Genomic DNA, 26,339 nt, shown 5'->3' with positions numbered 1-26,339 from the left:
AGGTCAGCCCCCGAGCTTCCGGCGGTTGGCCCGCACGATCAACAGTTGGACGGCGCCGATGAGCAGCAGGATCAGCAGCATCACCCAGGCCACGGCGGAGGCCTGGCCCAGCGCGCCGGTCGCCCAGCCCTTCTCGTACATGTAGAGGCTCAGCGTCTGGTACTGATGCGCGGAGCCGCCGCTGACGCCGACTCCGCCGCCGTAGATCAGCGGCTCACCGAAGAGCTGTGTGGCGCCGATCGTCGAGACCACGATGGTGAAGAGAATCGTCGGCCGGATCGAGGGGATCGTGACGCTGATGAACTGCCGCCAGCGCGAGGCCCCGTCGAGCGCCGCCGCCTCGTACAGGTCGGACGGCACGGCCTGCATCGCGGCCAGGTAGATCAGCGCGTTGTAGCCGGTCCAGCGCCAGGTGACGATCGCCGAAATGGCGATCTGCGCGGGCCACTTGGACGACTGCCAGTCGAGGTTGTGCACCCCGAAGTGGGCGAGGATCTGGTTGACCATCCCGTAGTCGGGATTGAAGAGCTGGACGAAGACCAGCGACGCCGCCGCGATCGAGGTGGCGTACGGCGCGAGCACCGCGACCCGGAAGAAGCCGCGCGCCCTGAGCTTGAAGTTCAGCAGGTGCGCGAGGCCGAGCGCCATCAGGAGCTGCGGCACGGTCGAGATCACCGCGAGCGAGAAGGTGTTGCGCAGCGCGTTCCAGAAGAACTCGCTGTCCCACAGGCGGGTGTAGTTCCGGAAACCGACCCAACTGGCGTCGCCGCCGAGCTGCACCTGGTTGAAGGAAAGGTAGCCGGTGTAGATCAGCGGAAAGAGGCCGAAGGCCGCGAAGCAGATGAAGAACGGGGCGATGTACGCGTACGGCGACGCCTTGGTGTCCAGCCGGTACAGCCTGGAACGCCAGCCCGGGGGGCGGTGGGCGCCCTTGCCGGGCGAGCGGGGGGCGGCGGGCCGGGACGACGGAGGACTGCCGTCGGACGTCGCCCTGACGGAGGTGGCCACGAGTGGCGTCCTTCCCGTAGGGGTTCGGGCGAGGGTTGTGCGGTGACTGGAGGAGGGCCGCGGTCGTCCGGGGTGGTCTGGCCGCGGCTGCGGGGGCGGTACGAGGTGCGGGGAGACGAGGTGCGGGCCGCCCGGCAGGTGGGAGACACTGCCGGGCGGCCCCGTCCGCGCTACTGGTCGATCTTGTCCTTGACCAGCGCCTTCACGTTCGACCACGCCTTTTCGGCCGAGGTGCCGTGCTGCTCCATGTCGAGGATTCCGTTGTCGGTGATGAAGGTCTTCACCTGACCGTCGTACTGGCCGATGGGCGCGGGCTGGATGCTCTCCGCGGTGGCCGAGTAGATCTTGCCGACGGGGGTGTCACCGAAGTACGGGTTCGTCGCGTTCTGCACGGCCGGGTCGGCGAGACCCGCCTTGGTCGACGGGATGTTGCCGTTCTTCGCGAAGACCTTCGCCTGCTGGGCGGGCGCGGTCAGCCAGGCGGCCAGCGCGGTCGCCTCCGCTATGTGCTTGCCGGCCTTGGGCACCGACAGGAAGGAACCGCCCCAGTTACCGGCCTGCGGCGGCGCGGCGATGTCCCACTTGCCCTGGTTGGCGGGGCCGGCCGAGTCCTTGATGATGCCGATCATCCAGCTCGGGCAGGCCACGGTCGCGAACTTGGAGTTCTTGAACGCCGCGTTCCAGGTGTTGGCGTCGAACTGCCGCAGCTTGTCGGTCAGTCCGTCCTTGACGGCCTCGGTCGCCAGGTCCCACGCCGTCTTCACACCGGGGCTGGTGTCGTAGATCAGCTTGCCGGACGCGTCGGAGTACTGCGTGGTCTGGCTGGAGACCACCGCGTTGAACAGGCCGCTGCCGGAGTCGGTGAAGGCCACACCCGAGGGCGCATTCGCCTTGAACTCCTTGCCGACGGCCAGGAACTTCGACCAGTCACCGGCCCACTTGGCCGCGACCGCCTCGCGGTTGTCGGGCAGACCCGCGGCCTTGAAGAGGTCCTTGCGGTAGCAGACCGCCATCGGGCCGATGTCGGTGCCCAGGCCGATCACCGAACCGTCGGTGGTGGTGGCCTGCTTCTCCTTGTAGTCCAGCCAGTCGCCGACGTTGACGCCCTTGGCCTTGCCCAGGTCCACGAACTTCGACGCCAGCGTCGGGCCGGTGGCCTCGGCGATGTAGCCGATCTCGATGGCCTGGATGTCGGAGAGGCCGCTGCCCTGGGAGAGGTGGAGCTTCAGGGCGTCCCAGTACTGCTGCCCGTCGGCGACGTTGTCCTCGACGATCGTGATGTTGGGGTGCAGCTTGTGGTACTCGGAGAAGAGGGCCGCGCCCGTCTTGTCGTCGTAGCCGAACGATCCGAAGTCACCGACGTGCAGCGTGATCTTCTCGGTCGAGGAGGCGGTGCTCCCGTTGCCCGAGTCCTTGCTCTTGCTGTCGCTGCTGCATCCGGTGATCAGGGTCGCGCAGGTCGCGAGACCCGCGACCGCGATGACTGCGGCCTTGCGGGTTCTGCCGGAAGTGCGCATTCCACTCTCCTTGTCAGGGTGGGTCTGGCGTGCGGTGGTGCGAGTGAGGGTGTGGGAGCGCTCCCACTAAGCTTGCCGGAACAATCCGGCCTCGGAGGGGTCAGTGTCAAGATGTGAAGTCGATTTCGTTGCCGGAACGTGTCCGGACCGGACCGATGGTCACTTCTTGAACGGATCGGACGCCGCGGGGCGGGTACGGTGAACACAGCGTGGGAGCGCTCTCAAGAGATCCTGCTGTCCAGAGCGGGCCGGGCGCTAAGGTGGCGCGACAGTGGAGCACAGGAGGCGGAAGTGGCCATGAACGGGCGGCACAGCGGACGGCCCACCCTGGAAGAGGTGGCTGTACGCGCCGGGGTGGGACGCGGCACGGTCTCGCGCGTCATCAACGGGTCGCCGCGGGTCAGCGACCGCGCGAAGGCCGCGGTCGAGGCCGCCATCGCCGAACTGGGGTACGTGCCCAACCGCGCGGCCCGCGCGCTGGCCGGAAATCGCACCGACGCGATCGCTCTGGTCATCCCCGAGCCGGAGACGCGGCTCTTCGCCGAGCCGTACTTCTCCGACATCATCCGGGGGATCGGGGCGGAGCTGGCCGACACCGACATGCAGCTCCTGCTCACGCTGATCCGTACGCCCAAGGAGCGGGCCCGTTTCGGCCAGTACCTGGCCGCGCACCGCGTGGACGGCGTCCTGCTGGTCTCCGTCCACGAGGACGATCCGCTGCCCGACCTTCTCGAACAGCTCGACATGCCCGCCGTTCTGAACGGGCGGCGCAGTGACCTGGAATCCGTCTCGTACGTGGACGCCGACAACGTCGGCGGCGCGCGTGCCGCCGTCGCCCACCTCTTCGCCCGCGGGCGGCGGGCCGTCGCGACGATCACCGGGCCGCCGGACATGTACGTGGCCCGCTGTCGCCTCGACGGGTATCGGCAGGCCGTGGAGGCGGCGGGGGTTTCCGCCGGGGGTTCCTCGGGGGGCTCCTCGGACTCGGAGCTCGTCGCCCGGGGCGACTTCACCGAGGAGGGCGGGCGGCGGGCCATGCGCGAGCTGCTCGCGCGGCGGCCGGACATCGACGCCGTTTTCGCCGCCTCCGACCTCATGGCGGCCGGCGCGCGGCAGGTGCTGCGCGAGTCGGGGCGGATTGTGCCGACCGATGTCGCGCTCGTCGGTTTCGAGGACTCGGCCATCGCGCGCCACATGGATCCGGCGCTCACCAGTGTTCGGCAGCCGACGGAGGAGATGGGGCGCACGATGGCGCGGGTGCTTCTTGAGGAGATCGCTGAGCGGGATTCGGTGCGACGCCATGTCGTTCTGGCCACTGAGCTCATTCAACGCGACTCTGTTTAGGGCTCGTTGTCTTGTCTTTCCCGCCCGCCCACCCGTGCGGGTGCTTTGTCGTCTGCGGGTGCCGCTTGTGCCTGGTCGGTGCCGGTCCGGGGCACCTCCTCGAAATGCGGCTACCTGGCCTTTGCTTATTCGGCACCCTTCTTGTCACCGCATTTCTGCGGGGGCACCCCGGCCCGTCCCCTCCCGGTACGTCGGCGTCCGCCTGCCTGGTGGGGGTTGCCGGGGAGGGTAGGGGGTTCTTTCGGCGGGCCGCCTTGCGCCGGTGCCCCCTCCCGGCCGCTCCGGAAAGACCGGGCCCTTCCCCAGGCGCCCAACGAAGCCCCTGCCAACCCCCCCAGCACCCGCACCCCCACCTACCCCATCCGCCCACCCCGGCTGGACGTCAGGTGACTCGGGTCCCGGGCTCACACTTACCGCCTTTCGTCCGCCCCGCCGGAGGGTTGGGTGGCGCAGGTCCCGCACGCCCTCCCACCCCTTCCCTCCTCAGCCACAGCGGACAGGCGGACGCCGACGGGCGAGGAGGGGTCGGTGCGGGGTGCCCCCGCAGGGGGACGAACGGAAAGGGGCTGGACGTTTTCGAAGTGGGTGCACGTTCGTCGCCCGAGGAGGTGCCCCGGGCCGGGACCGACCAGGCACAAGCGGCACCCGCAGACGAAGAAAGCACCCGCACGGGTGGGCGGGTGGGAAAGACAGGACGGAGGAAGGACAGGACGTGAAGAAGCGGACGGCTGTTTACGGGCAAGTGGCGACAGAGCTGGCGCTGAGAAGTGACGCAGAACTGCGCGAGCTCGTGGAAAGGGGTGAACCCCTCGGAGAAGGCATCGGCGGACACACCTCAAAGGTGCTCCTCGCGGGAACCCCCGTCTTCGTGAAGGAGATCCGCCTCACCGACCTCGAAAGGCGCCCGGAGAACACCCACTCGACGGCGAACGTCTTCGACCTCCCGGCGTTCTGCCACTACGGCATCGCCACCCCCGGCTTCGGCGCCTGGCGCGAACTGGCCGTCCATGCCATGACGACGAACTGGGTCCTGGCGGGAGAGCACGACGGCTTCCCCATGACGTATTACTGGCGGGTGCTGCCGAGCACGAGAAGGCCCCTGCCGAAGGAGCTGGCCGATGTGGAGGCGGCGGTGGCGTACTGGGGCGGCAGCCCCGGAATGAGGCGCCGCATCGAGGGTGTGCGGGACGCGACGGCGAGCGCGGTGGTCTTCATGGAGTACATCCCGCAGAATTTGCAGAATTGGCTGCGGAACCGTCTCGCGGAGGCCGACGAGGCGACGACGGAACGCGTCTGCGAGTGGATCGAGCGCGAGCTGCTGGACGGCGCGGATTTCATGAACGACCGCGAACTGCTGCATTTCGACGCGCACTTCGAGAATATCCTGACCGACGGCCACCGCCTGTACTTCGCGGATTACGGCCTGGCGGTGTCGACCAGGTTCGAACTGTCGTCGGCGGAGGCCGAGTTCTACGAGCGGCACCGCACGTACGACCGCGATTACATCCGTACGCACTTGGTGCGCTGGCTGGAGCGCAATACGGGGAAGGTCCCGGCTCCGGTGCTGGCCCGGCACGGGCAGTTGGCCGAGGAGATGGGGGAGTGGCACAGGGCGTTGCGGACGGAGAGCAGGGAGACGCCGTATCCGGTTCAGTCGGCGGGCCGCCATCTGACGCGGTAGTCGACGCCGTCGGGGCGGTAGCGGGGGCCGGGGGTGGAGCGCCACTGGGCGGTCAGGACGCGCGGCTCGGCGGGGGTGTCGCGGTGGGGGAGGAGCAGCACGGTGAGTTCGTCGTAACGGGCGTCGACGCCGCCCGTGCCGGGGTGGGTGTCGGGCTCGGCCGTACCGGCCTCGTAGCGGGCGTGCCAGGCCGCGAAGAGGGCCCACCGCTCGCGCTCCAGGGCGAGTTGGGCGGCGCCGACGGGCCACACGGCGTAGGTGTCCTCGTACACGAGCCGGAAGTAGTGCGGCTCCCCTTCGACCTCGGCGAGGCCGAAAATCGGGGCGTCGTATCGGTCCAATTCGGCAAAGACCCGCTCGAATCCCTCGCCGATCAGCTCCTGTTCATCCCAGATCTCGGCCATGAACGGAGGCTACGACCTCGGGCCGCCGAGGCGCGTACGTTTCTTGAACGCGGGCCCTCGTACGCGCTCTCAGAACGCGCTGCCGACGCCGTTCACCGCCGCCACAGGCGGCGCCACACCGGCACTCCCGTCGCGGTCGCCGTCCGCCTCGCCCGTCCGCAGGCCGTGCGCCAGTGCATGGGTGAGGCCCGCCGTGCACCGAATACGTTCAGGAACACGCTCCCGGAGACGTTTCGGGACCGCGTTCGCCGGGATCGGTTCAGGCCGCGTCCTCGGGCGCGGGCGGGCGGCAGGCGAGGATCTGGTCGACGCCCATGCGGTTCTCTCCGAAGGACAGGGCGCTGCCGATGAGGTAGAGCCGCCACACGCGGGCGGTCTCCTCGCCGACGAGGGCGACGAATTCGGCCCAGCGGTCCTCCAGCGTGCGGTGCCAGGCCAGGATGGTGCGGACGTAGTGCTCCCGCATCGCGGTGACGGACCGCACTTCGAGACCGGCCTGTTCGAGCAGGCCGACGGTCTCGCCGAGCGGGCGCATGTGCATGTCGGCGGCGATGTAGGTCTCGATGAAGGCGCCGCCGCCCGGCGCGTTCCGGCCGCGTGACATCTGCTGGACCATCACCCGGCCGCCCGGCCTGAGCCGGTCGTGCAGGGCCGCGGCGAAGGCCGGATACTCGGCGTCGCCGACGTGCTCGCCCATCTCGATGGTGGCCACGGCGTCGTAGCCGCCGCCCCGGATGTCGCGGTAGTCGCGGCACTCCACGTCGACCAGGTCGCTGAGCCCGCGCGCCTTCACCTCCTGTCGTACGTACGCCGCTTGCTCGGCCGCGAGGGTGACGGCGGTGACGCGGGCGCCGTACCGCTCGGCGGCGTGCAGGGTCAACGAGCCCCAGCCGCAGCCGATGTCGAGCAGCCGGGCCTCGGGCCCGAGCCCCAACCGCGTGCAGATCAGGTCGATTTTGTCGCGCTGCGCGTCGGCGGACGTGTAGTCGGGGGCGTCGCTGGTCCACCAACCGCAGGAGTACGCCATCGTCTCGTCGAGCAGCAGCGCGTAGAAGTCGTTCGACAGGTCGTAGTGGTGGTGGATCGCCGCCCGGTCGCGGTCCTTGCTGTGCAGGCGTCCGCTCAGCCGCGCCGGAGCCCCCGGCGGCGCGGGGCGCGGCCCGATCGCGCCGATCCGTACCGCCGCCGCCAGCGCGCGGGCCCGGTCGGCCGCCGACAGCCGGGCGGGCCGCAGCTTCTGCTGCCGGATGGCCGCCCACACCGTGCGCAGCGCCTCCCCGACATGGCCCTCGACGTCGATCTCCCCGGCCACGTACGCCTCCGCGAGGCCCAGCTCGCCGGGCTGCCAGACCAGCCGCCGCAGCGCCCGCCGCCGCCGTACGACCACCAGCGGTCCGTCGCCCGAGCCCAGCTCGCTCCCGTCCCACAGCCGCACCCGCAGCGGCGGTTCCCCGCCGAGCGCCTGGTCCAGGTGGGGGCGCAGCCGGTCGGCCGCGGTGGGTGTCACGGAGGGCATGGACGCGCTCGCTTTCCGCGGTGCCGCCCGGTGAGGCGGCGGCTCCGCTGTGCTGTTCCGGGCTGTGCCGGGCTGTTCCGGTCGGGGCTCTCACCCTGTATTCGGCGCGGTACGGCGTACGGATTGGCGCGGGTGCCGCCCGTCTGCCGGGGGCTGTCGCACGGCTGTCGCACGGATGTCGCGCGGCGGCGTGCGGGCCTCGGCGGGATTGTCGTTCCCCTCGGATACGTTGCCGCCATGGCTGAATTCGTACTGGTCGCGGGGGCGTGGCTCGGCGCGTGGGCGTGGGACGAGGTGGTGCCCGAGCTGCGGGCGGCCGGGCACGGCGTCCATCCGCTGACGCTGTCGGGGCTCGCCGAGAAGCGGGGCGCCGCGCCGGACGCCGGGCAGCGGACGCATGTCGAGGACATCGTGGCCGAGGTGGAGCGGCTCGATTTGCGGGACGTGGTCCTGGTCGGACACAGCTACTCGGGGATTCCGGTCGGCCAGGCCGCCGGGCGGATCGGCGACCGGCTGGCCCGTATGGTCCTGGTCGACTCCGAAGTGCCGGTCGAGGGCGGGTCGTTCGCGTCCGGCTGGTGGGAGGGGCAGGCCAGATTCGAGGCGGTCCTGGCCGAGGGGGACGGCTTCTGGCCGCCGCCCGCCGCCGGGGAGTTCGAGGGCCAGGGCCTGACCGACGAGCAGATCGCCCGGCTCGTCGCGGGCGCGACCCCGCATCCGGCTGCCTCGCTCACCGAGCCCGCCGCGCTGTCCCGCCCGCTCGCCGACCTCCCGACGACGTACATCAAGTGCCTTCTGGACGGCCCGGAGCCGAACAGCGACGTGGCCGCGCTCCTGGACGGCAAGCGGTGGCGGCTGGTGGAGATGAACACCGGGCACTGGCCGATGTTCTCCGAGCCGTGCCAGCTCGCCGCGATCCTGGGGGCCGAGACCGCCCCCTGATCCCTGCCGGGCGCGCGTGGGCCCCGGGCCCGCGCGGGTGTCGGGCCCACTCGCTGCGGGTCCGTCCTACGCCTGCGGCACCATCACGTCCGCCGGGATACGGCGGCGGACGTCCGCGAGCAGATTCCGCATCGCCATGCGGAAGACCTCGGCCTGGTGCTCGCCGAGGAACGAGGTGTGCCCGAAGACCTCCAGGACCACCTGCCCGTGCAGGCGGCCCCACGCCTCCATGAGGAGAGCGACCGCCGGCGGGGGCAGCTCTCCCGGGCCCTCCGGCGGCAGCCGGTCCAGGTGCGCCAGGAGCCGGGGCGAGAGCGCGGGGACGTCGGCCGCCGCGAGCTGCGCGGTGCTGAAGCCGTCGAACAGTTCGCGCTGGAAGAGCACGCTCATCCGGCGGTTGGCCTGGGTGGTGATGCCGTCGTGCGGGGCCGCGTACCCCCGCAGCGGTGTCCCGTAGAGGAGTTGGTACCGCTCGGGGTGGGCGATGGCCCAGTGGCGGTAGCCCTCGGCCGCGACCACCAGGCGCGGCAGATCCGGCCAGTCCGCCGCCGCTCGGTCGAGCGCGGAACGTACGGCGGCGGTCAGGTCGTCGTACGCCTTGGTGACGAGCACGGTGACGAGGGCGTCCCGGCTCGGGAAGTAGTGGTAGAGCGCCTGGACGGTCATGCCCAGGCCGCGGGCTATCGCGCGCATCGACAGGCCCTCGGGGCCGTTCTCCCCGATCAGGTGTTCGGCGGCGTCCAGGATCTCCTGCGTCGCCGCCGCGCGCCGCCGTTCACGCAGAGAGGGCGCGGAGGGCGGTGGCGGCGGCGTTGCTGGTGTCGGCGGTGCCGGCGGTGCCGGCGGTGCCTGCGGTGTCGTCCGTGGTGTCGGCGTGGAGACGTCCGGTGGCGCTGGCGGGTGTTCCTCGGCGGGCATGCGCCCACCCTACGACGGCTTCCTTGGCGTGTATCCGGAATTTGAACACTGTCAGGTAAATCTCGCACTGCCAAAGTCTGTTGTGTGCTGTCTACGTTCGTCACGGCGACGTCACTCCCGTCGCATCCGCCGCACGGCGCGACTCCGCGGGCCCCGCACACCCGCGACTGCGCCGTTACGCGCGTCCAGAAGGCCCGCAAATCCGCAGAGGAGATCTCGCGTGTTCGAACGCATAGCCGAACTGGCGATCCGCCGGTCCCGGCTGGTACTCATCGTCGCCATCGTGGCGACGGCCGTCATGGGTGCCGTGGGTGCTGGCGCTTTCACCAAGCTACTGGGCGGCGGCTTCGACGATCCAGCTTCCCAGTCCACCCGGGCACGCGACCTCATCGACAAGAGATTCGGCGGCGAGACGAATCTGGTCCTGCTCGTCCGCACCGCGGACGGCCGTATCGCCGACGGCCGCGTGGACGCCCCGGCGGCCGAGCGGAACGGGCGGGCCCTGGTCGCCGAGCTGAAGAGCGAGAAGACGCTGGCGAACGTCGTCTCGTACTGGGACACGCGGAGCACCGAACTGCGGTCCAAGGACGGCCGCGAGGCCATGGTGCTCGCCCACGTCAAGGGCGACCCGACGCAGCAGCAGAAGAACGCCGAGAAGCTTCTCGACCACTTCGGCGGTACGTACAAGGACGCGCTCACGGTCCGGGCCGGCGGTGTGGCCGCCGTCGGCAACGACATGGCGACGCAGGTCGTCAAGGACCTCGAACTGGCCGAGCTGATCGCGATCCCGCTGACCCTCGTCCTGCTGCTGTTCGTCTTCGGCAGCGCGGTGGCCGCCCTGCTGCCGCTGGCCATCGCGGTCATCGCCATCCTCGGCTCGTTCGCCGAGCTGTCCCTGCTCGCGGACGTCACCAGCGTCTCGAACACGGCGACCAATCTCACCACGGCCCTCGGCCTCGGACTGGGCATCGACTACGGCCTGTTGATGATCAGCCGGTTCAGGGAGCAGCTCGCGACGGGCGCGAGCGTGGACGACGCCGTCCGCCGGACCGTCCACACCGCGGGCCGCACCGTCGCGTTCTCCGCGGCGACCGTGGCCGCCGCGCTCGCCGCGCTCCTGGTCTTCCCGCAGTACTTCCTGCGCTCGTTCGGCTTCGCGGGCGTCGGGGTCGTCGCCATCGCGGCCGTCAGCGCGCTGTTCGTCATGCCGCCGCTGCTCGTCGTCCTGGGCCACCGGGTCAACAGCGGGCGGATGCCCTGGATGAAGGCCGCGAGCGCCGCGAACGACACGAAGGCCGTCAATTCCGCGAGCGCCGCGAGCGCCACGACTTCCGCCAGCTCCACGGATTCCGCCGACTCCACCGCCCGCGTCTCCGTGTGGGCGCGGCTGGCCCGTACCTCCATGCGGCGGCCCGCGCTCACCGCGCTGCCCGTGCTCGTGGTCCTGCTGGCGGCGGCGAGCCCCCTGCTGGGCATCGTCTTCGGCACCCCGGACGAGCGCGTGCTGCCCAAGGACGCCGAGAGCCGCCAGGTCTCCGCGACGCTCAGGAGCGACTTCACCGGCAGCGACGACTCCGCCCTCCAGATCGTCTTCGGCCAGGCCGTGGACAAGAACCCCCTGGGGTCGTACGCGCAGCGGCTGTCGCAGCTCAAGGGCGTCGTACGGGTCGAGACCAGCACCGGGACCTACGCCGACGGGCAGGCTTCCGCAGCCGGGCCGGGCAGCGCCAACCTCGGCCGCCCCGACGGGCAGCGGATCAGCGTGACCAGCTCCCTGACGCCGAGGTCGGACGCGGCCCAAGACCTGGTCGGCGCGGTACGGGACCTCGCGCCGCCCGCCGGAACGCACCCGCTGGTCGGCGGCACCGACGCCGAACTGGTCGACACCAGGCACTCCATCGGCGGCCAACTCCCGCTCGCCATCGGCCTGGTCGTCCTCACCACCTTCATCCTGCTCTTCCTGTTCACCGGCAGCGTCGTGCAGCCGCTGCGCGCCCTGCTGCTCAACGCGATCACCCTGGTGGCGACCCTCGGCGTCATGACGTGGATCTTCCAGGACGGCCATCTCTCCTCCCTGCTCGGCTTCACCGCGCAGCCGATGGAGATGTCGATGACCGTGCTGATGTTCTGCATCGTCTTCGGACTCTCGATGGACTACGAGGTCTTCGTCACCAGCCGGATCAAGGAACTCCACGACCAGGGCGAGGACACCGAGTCGGCCGTCGTCAACGGCCTCGGGCACACCGGGCGCATCGTCACCGCGGCGGCCTGCCTGCTGGCCGTGAGCTTCTTCGCCTTCGGCACGGCCAAGCTCAGCTTCATGCAGATGTTCGGCCTCGGCAGCGGACTGGCCATCCTCATCGACGCCGTCGCCATCCGCGGTGTCCTCGTCCCCGCCGCGATGCGCCTGCTCGGCGGATCGGCCTGGTACGCGCCGGGCTTCCTGCGCAGATTCCACGACCGGTTCGGGCTCAGCGAGGGCGAGCCGGCCTCCGGTCCCGACCTGGACCGCGAGCCGGTCGCCTCGCAGAGGTGATCGAGCGGGCCCCGCGGCCCCGATGCCTGTGACGGCCTCCGCCCTTTCCCGGGCGGGGGCCGTGACGCGTGCCCGGCCCCGTCCGCCGCCGCCCCCCACCCGGCGGATCTGTGTGCGATGCCTTGACGCCCCCGCCGTTCCGCCCGACACTCCATTCGCACGCAGCTCTGAGAGCGCTCTCAGGATTCCCGACATGTCATGCCCGCATCACGCATATCGAGTACGGCATCACGGGCGGCGGGTCGCGCACGAGCAGGACGGACCACGGACTACGTAACCCGCACCACGGCTCACGCTCAGCGTCCCGCCCCCACAGCAGCTGTCCCCCCACGACCGAAAGGCAGCACCTGCCCATGACGACATCCCCTCCATCGGCCGCCCGCCGCTTCGTCAGCGGACGTCCCACGGCCGTGCTCAGCGCCCTGCTCCTCCTCGTGACCGGCATCACCGGCCTTGTGCTGTCCGGCGGTTCGGCGTCGGCGGCCGTTCCCGGACCCGCGGCGGGCTGGACGACCGTGTTCAGCGACGACTTCAACGGGGCGGCGGGCAGCGGCCTCAACCGGTCCAACTGGCTCTACGACATCGGCACGAGCTACCCCGGCGGCGCGGGCAACTGGGGCACCGGCGAGATCGAGACCTCCACCGACTCGACGCAGAACGTCTACCAGGACGGCTCCGGCCACATGGTGATCAAGCCGGTCAAGGACGCCTCGGGGCACTGGACTTCGGGCCGCGTGGAGACCCAGCGCACGGACTTCGCGGCCCCCGCGGGCGGTCAGCTCGAAATCAGCGCCTCGATCCAGCAGCCCAACCCCCAGAGCGGGCTCGGCTATTGGCCCGCCTTCTGGGCGATGGGCGCCGCCGCCCGCCCGGTCAGCGCCACCAACTGGCCCAGCATCGGCGAGATCGACATCATGGAGGACGTCAACGCCCTCAGTAAGCACTCCACCACCTTCCACTGCGGGCAGTGGGCGGGCGAGTGCCACGACCCCGACGGCATCACCAGCGACCTCCAGCCGTGCGCCGGTTGCCAGACCGGCTTCCACAAGTACTCGGCCGTCATCGACCGCACCAACACCTCAGCCGAGCAGCTCCGCTTCTACCTCGACGGCAATCTGACCTACACCGTCAACGAGAACCAGGTCTCCGTCGCCACCTGGCAGGCCGCCGTCGACCACGGCTTCTTCGCCATCTTCGACGTCGCCATCGGCGGCTCGTACCCCAACAAGGTCTGCGGCTGCACCTCCCCGTCCGCCGACATCAGCTCCGGCGCGGGCATGAGCGTCGACTGGTTCGCCGTGTACCAGACGACCGGCGGCAGCAGCGGCACGGTCGGCGGCACGAACAACGGCGGTACGTCGTCCGGTACGAGCACGGGTACGAGTTCCGGTACGAGTTCCGGCACCAGCTCCGGTACGAGTTCCGGTGCGAGTTCCGGCACCAGCTCCGGTTCGAGCGCGGGCAGCACGGGCGGCAGCACCACCACGCCCGACTACACCGCCGGTGTCACGTCCACCAGTTCCACGCAGGCCCGCATCTCCTTCACCCCGACCACCCCGGCCGCCTACGTCGACGCCCACTACCTCGTCAACGGCGCGGGTCAGCAGAATTTCCGCATGACCAACTCCTCCGGCACCTGGACCCAGACCGTCAACGGCCTCTCCACCGGCAGCGTTCTCACGTACTGGTTCACGTACGAGAAGAACGGCCCCCAGTACGACTCCCCGCGCTACACGTTCACCCAGGGGTCCTGACCCTCGGCCCGCGTGCCTGCTTCGGCTGTGCCTGCTTCGGCTGTGCCTGCTTCGGCGGGGCCGCCCGGACACCGTGTCCGCGCGGCCCCGCCGGCGTTCGCGGGCGAGGTGCGCCAGGCGAATATGCCAGGTCAAGGAGTGGTTGACGCGCATAGACAACGTCGGGCAGTCTCATGAGTCTGTGAACCCCCCATGGGAGGCGTGATGTTGAGACGGTACGTCCGTGCATTACTCGCTATTGTCATGTTTGCGTCAGCTATCCTCGTCGGAACCGCCGTGACGGCGGGCAGCGCCCATGCGGCCGGCTGCTACTCCTGGGGCCGCACCCTCAGCCAGGGCGCGAGCGGTGAGGACGTCCGCCAGCTCCAGATCCGGATCGCCGGATACCCTGGCTACGGCGCGGTGCTGGCGACCGACGGCCAGTTCGGGCCGGCGACCAAGTCCGCCGTCGTGCGTTTCCAGCAGGCGTACGGCCTCACGGCGGACGGCATCGCCGGGCCGCAGACCTTCGCGAAGATCGGCGCGCTCCAGGACACCGACTGCACCCCGATCCACTTCACCTTCGGCGAGATGAACCGCTGCAACACCACCTGGGCGGGCGGCGCGGTCAGTGCGGCCACCGCCCGTGACAACGCCCTGCGGCTCATGTGGAAGCTGGAGGCGCTGCGCCACGCGCTGGGCGACCAGCCGCTCAACACGAGCAGCGGCTTCCGCTCAGCCTCGTGCAACAGCGCCGTCGGCGGGGCCTCGAACAGCAACCACATGTACGGCCGGGCCGTCGACCTGATCGGCTCGCCGAGCTACTGCCGCATCGTGCAGGAGGCCCGCTACCACGGCTTCAACGAGATCCTCGGCCCCGGCTACCCGGGCCACAGCACCCACGCCCACCTAGGCGACCAGAGCTCCCGCTACTGGAGCGCCTCCTCCTGCGGAATCTGACCCCCGCGCCCCGTGGCCGACGCTCCCCCTCCGCCTCGGCCACGGGGTTCCGCACCGCCCGGATCCGGCGGCGGCGTTCCGGGCAGAGCAGGAGCGCGAACTCTCCGAGGACGACCACGGGTTCGGGACGATGACGAAGAGGGGCCGTTCACGGGCCCCTTGGCCGACGCGGAGGTCCGCGCCTGGTGCCCCGGCGGCCGTCCCACCGAGGCCGAGTGGACCGCCGCGGTGTCGGACCGCGGCGACCTCTACCCCGACCGCGCGGCGGGCAACTGCACCGTCCTCTACGACGCCGACGGCAGGCCGGTCTCGATCGGCTACTGGGGCGTCACGGCGGACTGACCGCGGCAAGCCGCGGCGGGGCGGGGCGGGGGCCGGGCCGGGGCAGGCTCGGGCAGGACGGCTTCATCCGGGCAGGACGGCCTATCCGGGCCTCCGGACGGAGAACTCGTTGCCGTCGGGGTCGAGGAGCAGGACATGGGCTCCGCCGTCGGTCTCCGCGGCCTCGGGGCGCGTGGCGCCCAGGGCGAGGAGGCGGTCGACCTCGGCGGAGCGGTCGGCGCCGGCGGGGAGGGCCAGTTCGAAGAAGAGGCGGTTGGTGCCGGTCTTGGGGACGACGGGCGGGCCGCCCCAGGTGATCTTCGTACCGCCCTCGGGGGACTGGATCGCGGTCTCCTCGTCCTGGTCCCAGACCAGGGGCCACCGCAGGGCCTCGCTCCAGAAGTAGCCGACCTCGCGGGTGCCGTCGCAGGCCAGGGCGCCGATGGCGCCGGTGTCGGCGAGGAATGTGTTGCCGGGCTCGATGATGCAGAATTCGTTGCCGTCAGGATCGGCGAGCACGACATGTCCCTCTTCGGGGAGTTGGCCGATGTCGATGTGCTGTCCGCCCAGTTCCAGCGCCCTGGCCACCGTCTGCCGCTGGTCCTCGGCGGAGGCGCTCGTCAGGTCGAAGTGCGCTTGATTCTGGCGGGACTTGGGCTCCTGGCTCGGCAGGAAGCGGATACGGAAGCCGCCGGTCGCCCCGTCCGCGGCGGGCGGCACGATCGCGACACCGCCCTGCGCGTCCTCGTCCTCACCGGGGGGCACCTCCCAGCCCAGCACCCCGGACCAGAACCTCGCCAGCCCCGTCGGCCGCGTCGCGTTGAAGCAGATCGCGAACAGTTCACTGCTCATACCCTGTACCTCTCCGATCCCTCGACGTCCGAGCCGCACCCTAGACACGCCCGTCCGGCCCCCGCACCCGGGTTTCCGCCCCGGGCGGCGACGCCGGATCCCGGCCCCAAGGACCCCCACCGGCCCACCGGCCCACCGGCCCACCGGCGGGTCAGGAACTCAGGTGCTCGTGCAGCATCTTCCACGCCCCGTCCCGCTTCACGATCACGTTCGTGCCCCGCCCCTCCCCTGACCGGGGCTGACCGTCCACCACCCCCGTCCAGCAGAAGCGGTACCGGCACACGGCGTGGTCGGCGCCCAGCACGACCCACTCAAGATCCCTGATCGCGTACACCTCGTCCCGGATCGCCTCAAAGGTCCGCTCGACCGCCCCCGCGATCTCCTCCAGGCCCCGGTACGAACCGTCGGAGAACCAGTAGACGGCGTCCGGGACGATCAACGGCACCACGCGTGCGATGTCGTGGCTGTTGTTGGCCTGCTCATACCGCGCCATGAACGCCGTGAGCTCGGCTGCGGGATGCGACACGCGCCGGGCTCAGGCGCTCGGGTGGGCGGTGGCAGTGGTGTCGGCGGCGGTGTGCGCGTCGGCGTCGGCGTCGGCGTCTGCGTCGGCGAGGAGGATCGCGGCGACGGCGTCCGGGGCCTCGTGCATGGCGTCGTGGCCGGTCGGGAGGTCGTGCACCCGCCAGGCGGGGTCGGCCTGGAGGCGGGCGCGGAGGCCGGCGAAGGGTGTCCGGTTCTCCCAGCCCGAGCAGTAGACGAACTCGCGGCGGGGGACGCGGGCGACCGCGCCGGTCAGCCGGACCGTCTGAAGGAACGCGGCGAGGGGATGGGGGCGGCGGCGGGGATCGCCGCCGTCCGGCGGCCGGACGGAGTAGCCGGTGGCCGCGGCGCCGGCGGCGAACACCTCCCGGAAGTGGTCGTTCGTCGACGACCAGCACGAATCACCGTCGCGCGGTACGTAGGCGTCGAGGTGCACCAGCCGGGAGATCCGGCCCTCCGCGCGGTCGGCCGCGGCGGCGACCACCATCCCGGCGTAGCTGTGGCCGACCAGCGTCGCGCCGGTGACGCTGTGGCGGTCCAGGCACCGCAGCACGTCGTCGGCGTGCGTGTCGAGACCGGCGGTCGCGACCGTCGCGCTGTCGTCGTCCGGCCGCAGACCGGTCAGGGTCAGGGCGTGCACGGTGTGCCCGGCGCGCTCCAGCAGCGGGACCACCTCCTCGAACGACCAGGAGCCCTTCCACGCGCCGGGTACGAGGACGAACGTCGTCATGTGCTTCTCCTTCTCCGGGTGACACGCGGCCCGGTCAGGCGCTCGGCGCGCCGCGGGACCACTGCGTACAGAGCCAGTCTCACGGGGGCAGGCGGTGGCGTGGTACCGCTACGATGCCAAGTCATGCCCGTTCGCCGCCAACCTCGCCCGGCCGCCGGTGTGACGTCCCATGTGTGGCCGTCCGGCGGGCGCCACCTCTGGCCGTCCGGCGAGGCGAGCGAGGCGCGGTCGCACCCACGCGGGCACCTGGTGTACGCGGCCAGCGGCGTCCTGGCGGTCCACACCGAGCGCGGCACCTCGATCGTGCCCGCCGACCGAGTCGCCTGGACCCCGGCGGGGTTCACGCACCACCACCGCGCCCACGGCGTCACCGACATGCGGATCGTCTTCCTCACGCCGTCCCTCGCCCGGCTCCTGCCCGGCCACCCCGCCGTGTTCCTGGCTTCCGGCCTCGCCCGCGAGGTCCTGCTCGCCCTGACCGGACCCCGCGCGCACGACGCCGACGTGCCCGCGCACAGCCCCGCCGCGCGCGCCCGCCTCCTGCGCGTCCTCGTCGACGACCTCCAGGAGGCGCACGAACAGCCTCTGCACCTGCCGGAGCCCGCGGACGACCGGCTGCGAGCCGTCGCCCGGATCCTCTACGAGAACCCGGCGGACAACTCCACGCTGGCCGAACTCGGCAGGACGATCGGCGCCAGCCCCCGCACCCTCAGCCGGCTCTTCCACGACGAACTCGCCATGACCTTCTACGAGTGGCGCACCCAACTGCGCATCCACCACGCCCTCGTACTCCTCGCCGACGGCCACGACACCCTCCGCACCGCCGCCGCCTGCGGATGGGCCAACCCCAGTGGCTTCATCGCCGCCTTCACCGCCGTCCTCGGCACCACCCCCGGCCGCTACCGGACCAACCGCCCCGCCCCCAGGCCGCCTTCGGCGTCGTGAAGCGGAGACTCGTCATCGCGACCAAGGTCGTCGCCACGGCTCGATTCCGGCCCCGGCTCGTCACTCAGGCCCGGCGTCGCGCCCACGGCGGCATCGCCGTGGCCCCCGCTGTCGCGCCTGCGGCTGTCAGGGCTTGATGACGACGGAGCGCACGATCTTGTCGGCGAAGGTCTGCCGCTTTTCGTCCCACAGCGGCCACAGATAGCCGAGCCCGCAGCAGACGGCGTCGAGGATGTGCAGGAGCCAGCGGCCGAAGGCCCTCCCGACGCCGAGGACTTGCCCGTCGGCCTCGCGTAGGAGGTGGATGCCGACCACCTTCTTTCCGGGGGTCTGCCCGGTGGTGCCCGCCACGTAGCTCAGGCCGATGGCAATCAGGAGGACGAGAAGCGCGCCCCACTGGGCGGCTGCCGGCGTGCTGCCCAGCGCGTACCAGACGATGCGTTCGGGCACGTACACGATGATGCCGTCGATCAGTGCCGCCGCTACCCGTCGGCCCCACGACGCCAGTGGCGGCATCCCGCCCACCGGCACCTGCCCGTACACAGCCTGATCCGTAGGCCCCCCACGGGGATATTCCGGCAACTCATTTCCCGAGCCCGGTTGTTGCGGCGCAAGCACCCCGTCCACGCCCGTTCCGCCGCTACTTCCACCGCCAGGCTGAGACGCCCCTCTGTCATCCACGGCGTGGAGTAAAGCAGATTATGCCCACGAGCGATCGCCCCCTCCGCATGGAAGGACTCCCTCCGGATATGTCCGTGGTCTCCATCGTCCGCCCACCCGCCAGAAGACCCCTTTATGCACCCTTGACCTGAGCATGTACATCACATGTAAGATCTGCGAACTTGTGGGAATTCTGTGGCTCCGGGTGGGGACTTTGGGGCTGGGGCGGGGGAGAGCTCTGTGGTGAGCAGACATGCGCGCAGGTCGTTGATTGCTGCCGTGGCGGCGGTAATGGTGACGGGCGGCCTCGCGCCCTTGGGTGCGGGCGGGCAGGCGTTCGCCGCTCCTCCTTCGCAGACAGCGGAGAAGTCCCCGCAGGGAAAGGCCGCTTCGGCCCTCACCGAGGACGCCGCGACCGACGCGGGCACCCGCTTCCCGGTGTTCAGATGAGTAATTGGACTCCGGTGGTGTACCGAGGGGACGGGGCATGGATTGGGATCATGCCTGACGGCCGTATTGGGGTCGGGGTGGAATCGGAAGGGCGAGCTGCGCTTGTGAGCTCCGGTTTCGTTCCCATGTGGCCCTACCTGGAGCGTGATCTGCCCGAATCCTTGGCTGAATATGCCCGCTCGTGGGAGCAGCTCAGTCGGGGCGGCGTATCGACTCCCGAGAGGCTAATTGAGTTGACGGTCGAGTCGGCGTGGAGGTCTGGCCGTTCGTATTGGATGCAACTGGCTGCTCCGTGGGTCATTGAAATGTCTCGCCGAGAGGATTTCGATCAAGACGTCTTTCGAGGGATTCTCCGTGAGATGGGAAACTCTGAGGTGTTGTCCGTGCGGGTTCGGGATCAAGCGCGGTGCGCAATTGAATAGAATTTCCCTGTGAACGGCTCACCGGATTTCACTCTCACGGGAATCTGTAGCGTGGAACTGCTGCTCGGCGGGGTTGCGGGGGGCGTGGCCGAGGAGGCCGGTGCCGGCGAGTTGGCCGTTCGACATGGCGTGAGTCGCTATGAGGTTGCCGATAGGTGGGGACAGCGGTGATTGGAGCCGCCCATTGGATTCCCCGTCAACGGGCCTGAAGCACATTTGGCCCGTGCGGACACTTCATGTCGTCACGTCTGACGTGAGCTCTGCCACCCGTCGATGTGCCCGTTGCCCGACGACCCCCTCGCGTCGGGCAACGGGCACGTTCGGGATACGGATCAGCGCCCCCGCGTGCCGCCGACCGGTACCCATTCCCCCTGGTGTTCCCCCGGGTGTTCCCGTGGTGCGCCGGCGACGTCCTCCCCGGTCGTCGGCGCGTCCGCCGTGGCCCCCGCCACGATCCGGACTGCCTCCGCGGTCGCCATGAGTCCCCCGTACACCTCATGCCAACCGGTCGTGCCCCCAACGCCCTTGCCCCCCTCGGGCTCGGGCGGGTCGTTCATCGTGCGGTCACTCTCGTTCAGGTATGCCAGCATCCTTTCGTGCGGTGAATCCCCTCGATTCGGTTTCGACACGTGCATCCTCCCTGTCTCCCCCTGTTCTTCGTGTCGGGATTAGATCCCGACTCGGGACCACGGTGAAAGTGATCCGTGGTCCCGAGAAGCAGACCTATTCCGCGCGCCATTCCTCCTCCGGGCCGATGCCTAAGGCCAAACAGGTGGCCTTCTTCAGGTCCTTGCTGACGGTCGCGGGCGAGACGCCCAGGTGGGCGGCGATCTCGACCCCGCTAAGGCCCCATACATGGGTCAATTCCCATATGGTGTACGGGCGTTCGTGGCCGATCGCGGCTCGTACGGCGGCGAGGAGTTCGATGAACTCCAGTGAGGCCGTGAGATGGTCCGCGGCGGGGCGGCCGGGAACGCCGGGCCACGGGACGCCTTCGGGGAGTTCCCCGGTCGGGTCCTCGTAGCGCGTACCGAGCCGGTTGTAGTGCGACTTGAGCTTGTTGCGGGCGACCACCGTCGCGAAGACGATCACCGGCTTCTCGAAGACGGTGCCCTTGCGGTACTCCAGGATGACGGCGATGCACGCCTCCTGCGTGATGTCCTCGGCGAGGACCGCGTCCCGGGTCAGTCGCCTGACCGCCCTGAGCAGGCGGGGATGTACCTCCTTCAGTTCTGCCTCGATGAGCCCTTCCAGCTCCTCCGACAGCCGTTTCGGCGGCGGTACGGCGCTCGTCGTCATGGCCCCCGAGCCTTGTCCCATGTCCTCCGCTCCATTCGATCTGCGGGTCGCCCCGCGTTGCCGGACATGGAGTAGGACGCGCGAGGCGCCGGATTCTTTCCACCGCCCCCGAAGGGGCTGGGCTTCAAGAATCCGGCGCCTCACACGCCCCTAGAGGCATGGACACACGACATGCGACCGACTCCGCCGACCCGGCCGAAGTCCTCGCCGACTTCGCACCAGGCGCAGCTGTCACGCATCACCTGTCACGCATCACCGGGACCGCGACGGGTCCCGTATCCGGTCAAGCGGTGACCAGGGTCAGCCCGTAGCGGCTCAGGATCGGGTTGACCGGCTGGAACCAGGTCTGGCCGCCGCTGGCGCAGTTGCCCCAGCCGCCGGAGGTGACGCCCTGGGCCTGGTCGCCGGTGATGAACGAGCCGCCGGAGTCGCCCGGTTCGGCGCAGACGTTGGTGCCGGTCAGGCTGTAGACCGCGCCCTGGGCGTAGTTGACGGTGTCGCCCTGGGACAGGACGGTGCCGCAGTGCCAGTGGGTGGTGGAGCCGGAGCGGCAGATGGAGGAGCCGACCGGGGCGACGTTGGAGCCGCGCACCAGGACGTCGCTGACGGTGCCCCAGCCGAGGACGACCGGGACGGTCCACCAGCCGTTGCCGATGGAGATGTAGGAGTAGTCGTTGCCGGGGAAGGTGGAGCCGACGAAGGTGCCCATCGCCGAGCCGTCCCAGCCGGCCACGGAGCTGCCCGGCGTGCCGCAGTGCCCGGCGCTGACGAAGCCGCCGACCACCGAGAAGCCTATGGAGCAGCGGGTGTTGCCGTTGATGTAGTACGGGTCACCGCCGACGGTCCCGGCCGAGAAGGTGCGGGGCGCGGGGGAGTTGTCGGCCTTGACGGTCAGCAGCCCGGCGGCGCGGGCGGGCGCGAGGAAGGCCGCCACGTCCGCGCGGTTCTCCGCCCCCGCCTGTACGTCGGCGACGACGCGGTTGGTCGTGACGTCGACGCGCCAGCTCCGCACCGCGGCGGGCGCACCGGCCGACGACTTGGCCGCGGTGTCGAGCCCGGCCTTGGCCGAGTCCAGCGCGGCCGCGGTGTGCGCGACCTTCACCGTCGAAGCGCCGGTCGCGCGTACGGCCTCGGTCGCGGCGCTGTCGGTCACCCCCACCACCAGCTTGCCGGAGGCGGCGTCGAACCACTCGCCGCCGAACGCCTTTCCGGCCGCGCGCCGGGCGGTGGGCGCCAGCGTGGTCGCCGTCGCCTCGGCCTTCAGCCGCGCGGTCGCCTGCGTCTGGGTCAGCCCCAGGTCCCGCTGCATGGCGCTCACCAGCCCCGGCGACAACGGCTCGGAGGCCGACGCCGAGGTCACCGGCGCCAGCCCCAACGCCCCTACTCCCAAAGCCACTACGGCGGACAGACACCAGCCCGTACGAGTCATACGTCGCATCGACGCGCTCCTTTGCACCTTCTCGCGAGCGAGAAATCGTGGGGGGACAACACACTCGAACAGCGCCCGGCAGTCCAGCGCGCCTCCACCGCACGAGAGCGCTCTCACCACCGGCCGTCCCCCACCATCAAACGATGTCGAGCACATGTCAACACCGCCTCACGCGTAACACCCGTTTCGTCCATGGATATCCGGAGGTAAAACGTCCGCCATGGCGAGATATCCGAGTCGCAAAGAAGCCGGACCCGCGCGCCGCCGGACCCGGACCCGGACGCGCGTCCGGATCCGGACCCGCCACGGGCCTCGGACATGCCGCCGGACCCGGACATGCCGCCGGACCCGGACATGCCGCCGGGGGCGGCCGGCGGCCATGAACGGCCGCCGCCCGCCCCCGGCTTGTGGGGGGAGGAGAAAAGAACGGTGAGAAGGAAGGAGCGGCAGCGGGTGCTACCAGCCCACCGCGATCTCCATCCACTGCGGGTTCTGGAGCGAGGCGTACGCGGCCTGCCCGGCCACGTCGTCGTACGGGAACCCGTAGGCGAGGTGGTTGATCGCGTGGTCGTGCCAGAACTTGGCGTACCAGTTGGCCGGGTCGCCGCCCGTGTAGAACTTGGTCGGGTCCTCCCACTGGCTGGACGGGAGGTTGGCGGTGTGCCGGTTGAGCGCGGCGCACATGCCGGGGTTGCCCGCCAGCGAGCCCGCGCAGCCGAAGATGTTGGATGTGGGCTCGTTGACACCGACCGAATTGGCGTACGCCGTGAAGTAGTTGGCGTTCGCGCCGCCCGCGCGGAAGCTCGGGTCGCTGCCCGGCGCGATGATCCGGTACGGGGCCTGGGTCTGGGCCAGCACCTTGAACTGCTGCGGTACGGCGGCCTGGAACTGCGCGAAGGTCGCCTCCCGGCTCTGGTTGAACAGGTCCTGGCTGTCACCGAGCTGGACGTCCTGGCCGTCGTGCGTGTGCAGCCGGATGGCCAGCGGCAGGCCCCAGGCGTCGACCCGGGTGGTGTTCCCGTTGAAGACGTTGGCGCCGATGGTGAACTCGATGAAGTCGTAGTACTGGCTGTTCGGCGAGCCGAGGTAGAAGTACATCCGGCCCGAGGAGTTCGCCGGCATGTCGAAGTACGGCTGCTCGGCGATCGAGTGGACCGTGCCGTTGAAGCTCCAGTACACCTGGCTGTCCGGGTACTGGCCGTTGGTCCGGTTGAGGATCTTCAGTTCCATCACATTGTGCGCGGCCGGAATGTCGTCCGTCGTGCCCCAGAAGCTGTCACTGGGCGGTGTGGTGGGGGGAGTCGTGGTGCCGCCGCCGGTGGTGTTGACGGTCAGCTCCCACAGCGAGTAGCCGTACGCGGTGGCGCGGGCGGTGCCGTTGACCCGCAGGTAGCGGCCGGTGCCGGTGACGTTGAGCGCCTGGACGCCGCCGGTCCCGGTGGTGGTGGAGTAGATGTTCGTCCAGCCGCCGGTACCGCTGTCGGACACCTGGATCTGGAAGCCGGTGGCGTACGCCGCCTCCCAGTTGAGGCCGACCTTGCAGATGGTCTGCGAGGAGCCGAGGTCGACCTGGAGCCACTGCGGGTCGCCGAAGGCGCTGGACCAGCGGGTGCCGGTGTTGCCGTCGACCGCCGCCGAGGCGGGGGTGGTCGCGTTCTCGGTGGAGGACGCGGTGGCCGGGTGGTTCAGCGCGGCGTTGGCCGTGCCGCAGGCGGCGGGCGGCGTCGTACCGCCGTTGCCGTACACCTGGAACTCCCACAGGGAGTAGCCGTACTGAGTGGCGCGGACCGTGCCGTACACCCGGACATAGCGCCCGGAACCGTTTACGGTCAGCGTCTGGTTGCCGCCCGTTCCGGTCGTGGTGGAGTAGATGTCGGTCCAGGTCGTGCCGTTGGCCGACGTCTGGATCTTGAAGGATTTCGCGTACGCCGCCTCCCAGTTGAGGGCGACGGAGGTGATCGTCTGCGAGGAGCCGAGGTCGACCTGGAGCCACTGCGGATCGGCGGCGGCGCTCGACCAGCGGGTGCCGGTGTTGCCGTCCACGGCGGCCGACGCGGGCGTGCCCGCGTTCTCCGTCGAGGACGCGGTGGCCGGCTTGCCCTGGGAGAGCAGGGTGTCCGCCGCGCGGGCCGGGGACTGGGTCCAGACGAGCGCCAGGCTCGCCAGCAGGGCCGCGAGGACGGTGAAGATCAGAACCGGCCGGCGCCCGCCGCGCCATGGCCGTTGGCGCACCGACAGGGTAGTGCTGCCTGACATGTGTTCTCCTCAACCGGGTGGGGGTCCGTGATGGAGGCCGGAGGGAGCCGGAGTGCATTGAGAGCGCTCTCCCGGCGAGGTGATGTTTACAAGCGCCGAACAGCCGCGTCAATGAGTTGTTCAATAATGGTCAGTTGGCCCCGTGCCCGATTTCGAGAACCGAACGCGAGCGGACGCCGAACCCGCAGCTCACACCCCGCGCGCCGTCGTTCGCGCCTCGCACTCCCGCGCGGCGTGAAGGAGCGGCCCCGCACACGCCATCCATGCGCGGGACCGCTCCGGCTCGTCACGTCACCGGGCTACCCCAGCGACGCCAGGTGATCGCGCAGCCCGATCCCGTACGCCGTCGGCGTCCCGTCGTACGCCGAGATCAGCGACGGTCCCGAGGAGCAGTCCCAGGTGTTCCAGGTCCACCCCAGGTACGACAGCTTGTGCGCGTCCAGCCAGCTCATGAACTGGTCGATGAAGCCGTGCGAGCAGGTGTTCTCGCCGATCTCACCGGCCACCAGCGGGACCTGCGCCGCGACCGGCGCGACCTGCGAGTCCCAGCAGGCCGCCGAGGAGCAGGTGTTGAAGTTGTAGACGTGGAGCGAGGCGCCCAGATTGCCCGTCGGGTCCGTGGGCTTGTGCGCCAGCCAGCCGGTCAGGTCGTTGGAGTACGCCAGACCGCCCGCCAGGATCACGTTCTGCGCGCCGGTGCCGCGTACGGCGTTGATCATCGACTGCATGCCGGCCACCTGGTAGCCGATCCCCGGGCAGGTGCCGCCGTCCCGCCAGCAGGTCCACGCCTGCTCGGTGGTGGAGGTGGCGCGGTCCGGGTAGGGCTCGTTGAACAGGTCGAAGACCACCGAGGTGTTGTTCTTGAACGCGTTGGCCACGCCGGTCCAGAACGGGATCGCGTACTGCGCGTCCGGCATCGGCTTCTGGCAGGTCGCGTTGACGTCCGAGCAGCCCGCCGAGTTGCCGGTGTACGTGCCGTGGCTCCAGTGCAGTTCCACGATCGGCGTGATGCCGTGCGCGACCAGCCGGTTGACCCAGCCGGTGATCGCCGAGACGTAGTTGGCGCCGCCGTACGCGGCGGGCACGTACGAAAGGCCCTGCCAGCAGTCCTCGTTGAGCGGGACGCGGACCGCCGTGACGTGCCAGCTCTTGATCGCGTCGATCGCCGCGTCGTCCACCGGGCCGTCGAAGACGCCGTAGCCCTGCGCGCACATGAACTCGGTGCCGGAGCGGTTGACGCCGTGGAGCACGACGTTCTTGCCGGTGGAGTCGACGAGCTGGTTGCCGGAGACGTGCAGCTTGGGCGGCGCGGTGTCACCACCGGGCGGAGTCGTCGGCGGCGTTGTCGGTGGCGTTGTCGGTGGTGTCGTCGGGGGAGTGGTCGGGGGTGTCGTGGGCGGGGTCGTCGGGGGCGTGGTGGGCGGCGTCGTGCCGTTCACATTGCACGTGGTCCCGTTGAGTTTGAAGACCGTCGGCGCCGGGTTGGAGCCCGACCAGTTGGCCAGGAATCCGGCGCTCACCGAACCGCCCGTGGCGATCGTCCCGTTGTACGACATCGAGGCGACGCTGACGGTCTTGCCGGACTGGGTCCAGGTGCCGTTCCAGCCCTGGGTGACCTTCTGGCTGCCGGGGAAGTCGAAGCTCAGATTCCAACTGGTCGTGGCGGCGGCGTTGTTGGTGATCACCACGTCGCCCTGGAATCCGGCGTCCCACTGGCTGGTCACCGAGTAGGCCACCGAACAGGCGGGGGCGGCACCCGACGCGGTCGCGCCGAGCGCGGCGGGTAGTAGCGCGGCGGCGGTCGCGGCCGTCGTGACGGCCGCGATCCCGAATGCCGCGGTGCGCGTGGGTCGTCGCATGTGCGACTCCTCGT

At 70.3% G+C, this 26,339-nt stretch carries 22 protein-coding genes; 9 read left to right on the top strand and 13 right to left on the bottom strand.

Going from position 1 to position 26,339, the window contains the following annotated elements; all coding sequences use genetic code 11:
* Positions 1–3: 3 nt before the first annotated feature.
* Together ACFZAM_RS17600 and ACFZAM_RS17595 are read right to left on the bottom strand one after the other, a co-directional pair.
* A complete protein-coding gene (locus ACFZAM_RS17600) occupies positions 4–1,008 on the bottom strand; it encodes a sugar ABC transporter permease (RefSeq protein WP_355336942.1) in 1,005 nt (334 codons plus the stop codon).
* Between the two features lie 170 nt (positions 1,009–1,178).
* The gene (locus ACFZAM_RS17595; protein WP_391046983.1) at positions 1,179–2,525 is read right to left on the bottom strand and encodes an extracellular solute-binding protein; all 1,347 of its coding nucleotides are present in this window, start codon (positions 2,523–2,525) and stop codon (positions 1,179–1,181) included.
* Positions 2,526–2,822: 297 nt separating this feature from the next.
* Here ACFZAM_RS17595 and ACFZAM_RS17590 point away from each other — a divergent pair, with 297 nt between their 5' ends.
* Positions 2,823–3,869: a substrate-binding domain-containing protein gene (locus ACFZAM_RS17590; protein ID WP_391047196.1), complete on the top strand. Its 1,047-nt coding sequence runs from the start codon at positions 2,823–2,825 to the stop codon at positions 3,867–3,869.
* A gap of 841 nt (positions 3,870–4,710) precedes the next feature.
* Positions 4,711–5,550 carry a protein kinase family protein gene (locus ACFZAM_RS17585; RefSeq protein WP_391046980.1) on the top strand — a complete coding sequence of 280 codons (840 nt, stop codon included), beginning with the start codon at positions 4,711–4,713 and terminating at the stop codon, positions 5,548–5,550.
* On the opposite strand, the gene ACFZAM_RS17580 is transcribed toward ACFZAM_RS17585, so the two are convergent.
* Both ACFZAM_RS17580 and ACFZAM_RS17575 read right to left on the bottom strand, forming a co-directional pair.
* Complete coding sequence (locus tag ACFZAM_RS17580; protein ID WP_391046978.1) at positions 5,520–5,954, bottom strand: hypothetical protein; 435 nt, start codon at positions 5,952–5,954, stop codon at positions 5,520–5,522. The two genes, ACFZAM_RS17585 and ACFZAM_RS17580, sit on opposite strands and share 31 nt — an antisense overlap.
* A 259-nt stretch (positions 5,955–6,213) precedes the next feature.
* Positions 6,214–7,470 (bottom strand): class I SAM-dependent methyltransferase, encoded by a 1,257-nt coding sequence (locus tag ACFZAM_RS17575; RefSeq protein WP_391046975.1) that lies wholly within the window; start codon positions 7,468–7,470, stop codon positions 6,214–6,216.
* A 237-nt stretch (positions 7,471–7,707) separates the two neighbouring features.
* Between ACFZAM_RS17575 and ACFZAM_RS17570 the strand changes: the two genes are divergently transcribed.
* Positions 7,708–8,412 carry an alpha/beta fold hydrolase gene (locus ACFZAM_RS17570; RefSeq protein WP_391046972.1) on the top strand — a complete coding sequence of 235 codons (705 nt, stop codon included), beginning with the start codon at positions 7,708–7,710 and terminating at the stop codon, positions 8,410–8,412.
* A gap of 66 nt (positions 8,413–8,478) precedes the next feature.
* Here the strand turns inward: ACFZAM_RS17570 and ACFZAM_RS17565 are convergent, their stop codons facing one another.
* Positions 8,479–9,330: a WHG domain-containing protein gene (locus ACFZAM_RS17565; protein ID WP_391046968.1), complete on the bottom strand. Its 852-nt coding sequence runs from the start codon at positions 9,328–9,330 to the stop codon at positions 8,479–8,481.
* 220 nt (positions 9,331–9,550) lie between these two features.
* On the opposite strand from ACFZAM_RS17565, the gene ACFZAM_RS17560 reads away from it, so the two are divergent.
* From ACFZAM_RS17560 to ACFZAM_RS17545, 4 genes are all read left to right on the top strand, one after another.
* Positions 9,551–11,866 (top strand): MMPL family transporter, encoded by a 2,316-nt coding sequence (locus ACFZAM_RS17560; protein WP_391046966.1) that lies wholly within the window; start codon positions 9,551–9,553, stop codon positions 11,864–11,866.
* Positions 11,867–12,219: 353 nt separating this feature from the next.
* Complete coding sequence (locus tag ACFZAM_RS17555; RefSeq protein WP_391046964.1) at positions 12,220–13,620, top strand: glycoside hydrolase family 16 protein; 1,401 nt, start codon at positions 12,220–12,222, stop codon at positions 13,618–13,620.
* A 204-nt stretch (positions 13,621–13,824) separates the two neighbouring features.
* Complete coding sequence (locus ACFZAM_RS17550) at positions 13,825–14,559, top strand: D-Ala-D-Ala carboxypeptidase family metallohydrolase (protein ID WP_355336958.1); 735 nt, start codon at positions 13,825–13,827, stop codon at positions 14,557–14,559.
* Between the two features lie 159 nt (positions 14,560–14,718).
* The gene (locus ACFZAM_RS17545; protein WP_391046960.1) at positions 14,719–14,901 is read left to right on the top strand and encodes a hypothetical protein; all 183 of its coding nucleotides are present in this window, start codon (positions 14,719–14,721) and stop codon (positions 14,899–14,901) included.
* Positions 14,902–14,982: 81 nt separating this feature from the next.
* Here ACFZAM_RS17545 and ACFZAM_RS17540 read toward each other — a convergent pair whose 3' ends face one another.
* The 3 genes from ACFZAM_RS17540 to ACFZAM_RS17530 form a co-directional block, all read right to left on the bottom strand.
* Positions 14,983–15,732, bottom strand: coding sequence for a VOC family protein (locus ACFZAM_RS17540; RefSeq protein ID WP_391046957.1), 750 nt, complete (start codon positions 15,730–15,732; stop codon positions 14,983–14,985).
* A gap of 151 nt (positions 15,733–15,883) precedes the next feature.
* Positions 15,884–16,258: a DUF4440 domain-containing protein gene (locus tag ACFZAM_RS17535; RefSeq protein WP_391046955.1), complete on the bottom strand. Its 375-nt coding sequence runs from the start codon at positions 16,256–16,258 to the stop codon at positions 15,884–15,886.
* Between the two features lie 9 nt (positions 16,259–16,267).
* Positions 16,268–17,005: an alpha/beta fold hydrolase gene (locus ACFZAM_RS17530; RefSeq protein WP_391046953.1), complete on the bottom strand. Its 738-nt coding sequence runs from the start codon at positions 17,003–17,005 to the stop codon at positions 16,268–16,270.
* A gap of 123 nt (positions 17,006–17,128) precedes the next feature.
* Between ACFZAM_RS17530 and ACFZAM_RS17525 the strand changes: the two genes are divergently transcribed.
* A complete protein-coding gene (locus ACFZAM_RS17525) occupies positions 17,129–17,950 on the top strand; it encodes a helix-turn-helix domain-containing protein (protein ID WP_391046951.1) in 822 nt (273 codons plus the stop codon).
* A gap of 126 nt (positions 17,951–18,076) precedes the next feature.
* On the opposite strand, the gene ACFZAM_RS17520 is transcribed toward ACFZAM_RS17525, so the two are convergent.
* A complete protein-coding gene (locus ACFZAM_RS17520) occupies positions 18,077–18,466 on the bottom strand; it encodes an RDD family protein (protein WP_391046948.1) in 390 nt (129 codons plus the stop codon).
* Between the two features lie 387 nt (positions 18,467–18,853).
* On the opposite strand from ACFZAM_RS17520, the gene ACFZAM_RS17515 reads away from it, so the two are divergent.
* Positions 18,854–19,060 (top strand): hypothetical protein, encoded by a 207-nt coding sequence (locus ACFZAM_RS17515; RefSeq protein WP_391046945.1) that lies wholly within the window; start codon positions 18,854–18,856, stop codon positions 19,058–19,060.
* A 1,145-nt stretch (positions 19,061–20,205) separates the two neighbouring features.
* Here ACFZAM_RS17515 and ACFZAM_RS17510 read toward each other — a convergent pair.
* The 4 genes from ACFZAM_RS17510 to ACFZAM_RS17495 all read right to left on the bottom strand — a co-directional run bounded on the left by ACFZAM_RS17510 (position 20,206) and on the right by ACFZAM_RS17495 (position 26,325).
* Positions 20,206–20,802: a sigma-70 family RNA polymerase sigma factor gene (locus ACFZAM_RS17510; RefSeq protein ID WP_391046943.1), complete on the bottom strand. Its 597-nt coding sequence runs from the start codon at positions 20,800–20,802 to the stop codon at positions 20,206–20,208.
* Between the two features lie 262 nt (positions 20,803–21,064).
* Complete coding sequence (locus tag ACFZAM_RS17505) at positions 21,065–22,219, bottom strand: alpha-lytic protease prodomain-containing protein (RefSeq protein WP_391046940.1); 1,155 nt, start codon at positions 22,217–22,219, stop codon at positions 21,065–21,067.
* 447 nt (positions 22,220–22,666) lie between these two features.
* Positions 22,667–24,466, bottom strand: coding sequence for a discoidin domain-containing protein (locus ACFZAM_RS17500; RefSeq protein ID WP_391046937.1), 1,800 nt, complete (start codon positions 24,464–24,466; stop codon positions 22,667–22,669).
* 299 nt (positions 24,467–24,765) lie between these two features.
* On the bottom strand, positions 24,766–26,325 hold the full coding sequence (locus ACFZAM_RS17495) for a cellulose binding domain-containing protein (RefSeq protein ID WP_391046934.1): 1,560 nt from the start codon (positions 26,323–26,325) through the stop codon (positions 24,766–24,768).
* Positions 26,326–26,339: the final 14 nt, after the last annotated feature.

Origin of the sequence: Streptomyces sp. NPDC008079, from assembly GCF_042957385.1 — a bacterium.
In the GTDB taxonomy this organism is placed as follows: domain Bacteria; phylum Actinomycetota; class Actinomycetes; order Streptomycetales; family Streptomycetaceae; genus Actinacidiphila.
This window is presented reverse-complemented; position numbering and strand designations above follow the sequence as displayed.

Coding starts and splice junctions, on each gene's coding strand:
- ACFZAM_RS17595 (WP_391046983.1), bottom strand. CDS start 2,525: ATGCGCACTTCCGGCAGAACCCGCAAGGCCGCAGTCATCGCGGTCGCG.
- ACFZAM_RS17590 (WP_391047196.1), top strand. CDS start 2,823: ATGAACGGGCGGCACAGCGGACGGCCCACCCTGGAAGAGGTGGCTGTA.
- ACFZAM_RS17580 (WP_391046978.1), bottom strand. CDS start 5,954: ATGGCCGAGATCTGGGATGAACAGGAGCTGATCGGCGAGGGATTCGAG.
- ACFZAM_RS17575 (WP_391046975.1), bottom strand. CDS start 7,470: ATGCCCTCCGTGACACCCACCGCGGCCGACCGGCTGCGCCCCCACCTG.
- ACFZAM_RS17570 (WP_391046972.1), top strand. CDS start 7,708: ATGGCTGAATTCGTACTGGTCGCGGGGGCGTGGCTCGGCGCGTGGGCG.
- ACFZAM_RS17565 (WP_391046968.1), bottom strand. CDS start 9,330: ATGCCCGCCGAGGAACACCCGCCAGCGCCACCGGACGTCTCCACGCCG.
- ACFZAM_RS17555 (WP_391046964.1), top strand. CDS start 12,220: ATGACGACATCCCCTCCATCGGCCGCCCGCCGCTTCGTCAGCGGACGT.
- ACFZAM_RS17550 (WP_355336958.1), top strand. CDS start 13,825: ATGTTGAGACGGTACGTCCGTGCATTACTCGCTATTGTCATGTTTGCG.
- ACFZAM_RS17540 (WP_391046957.1), bottom strand. CDS start 15,732: ATGAGCAGTGAACTGTTCGCGATCTGCTTCAACGCGACGCGGCCGACG.
- ACFZAM_RS17530 (WP_391046953.1), bottom strand. CDS start 17,005: ATGACGACGTTCGTCCTCGTACCCGGCGCGTGGAAGGGCTCCTGGTCG.
- ACFZAM_RS17525 (WP_391046951.1), top strand. CDS start 17,129: ATGCCCGTTCGCCGCCAACCTCGCCCGGCCGCCGGTGTGACGTCCCAT.
- ACFZAM_RS17520 (WP_391046948.1), bottom strand. CDS start 18,466: ATGCCGCCACTGGCGTCGTGGGGCCGACGGGTAGCGGCGGCACTGATC.
- ACFZAM_RS17510 (WP_391046943.1), bottom strand. CDS start 20,802: ATGGGACAAGGCTCGGGGGCCATGACGACGAGCGCCGTACCGCCGCCG.
- ACFZAM_RS17505 (WP_391046940.1), bottom strand. CDS start 22,219: ATGCGACGTATGACTCGTACGGGCTGGTGTCTGTCCGCCGTAGTGGCT.
- ACFZAM_RS17500 (WP_391046937.1), bottom strand. CDS start 24,466: ATGTCAGGCAGCACTACCCTGTCGGTGCGCCAACGGCCATGGCGCGGC.
- ACFZAM_RS17495 (WP_391046934.1), bottom strand. CDS start 26,325: ATGCGACGACCCACGCGCACCGCGGCATTCGGGATCGCGGCCGTCACG.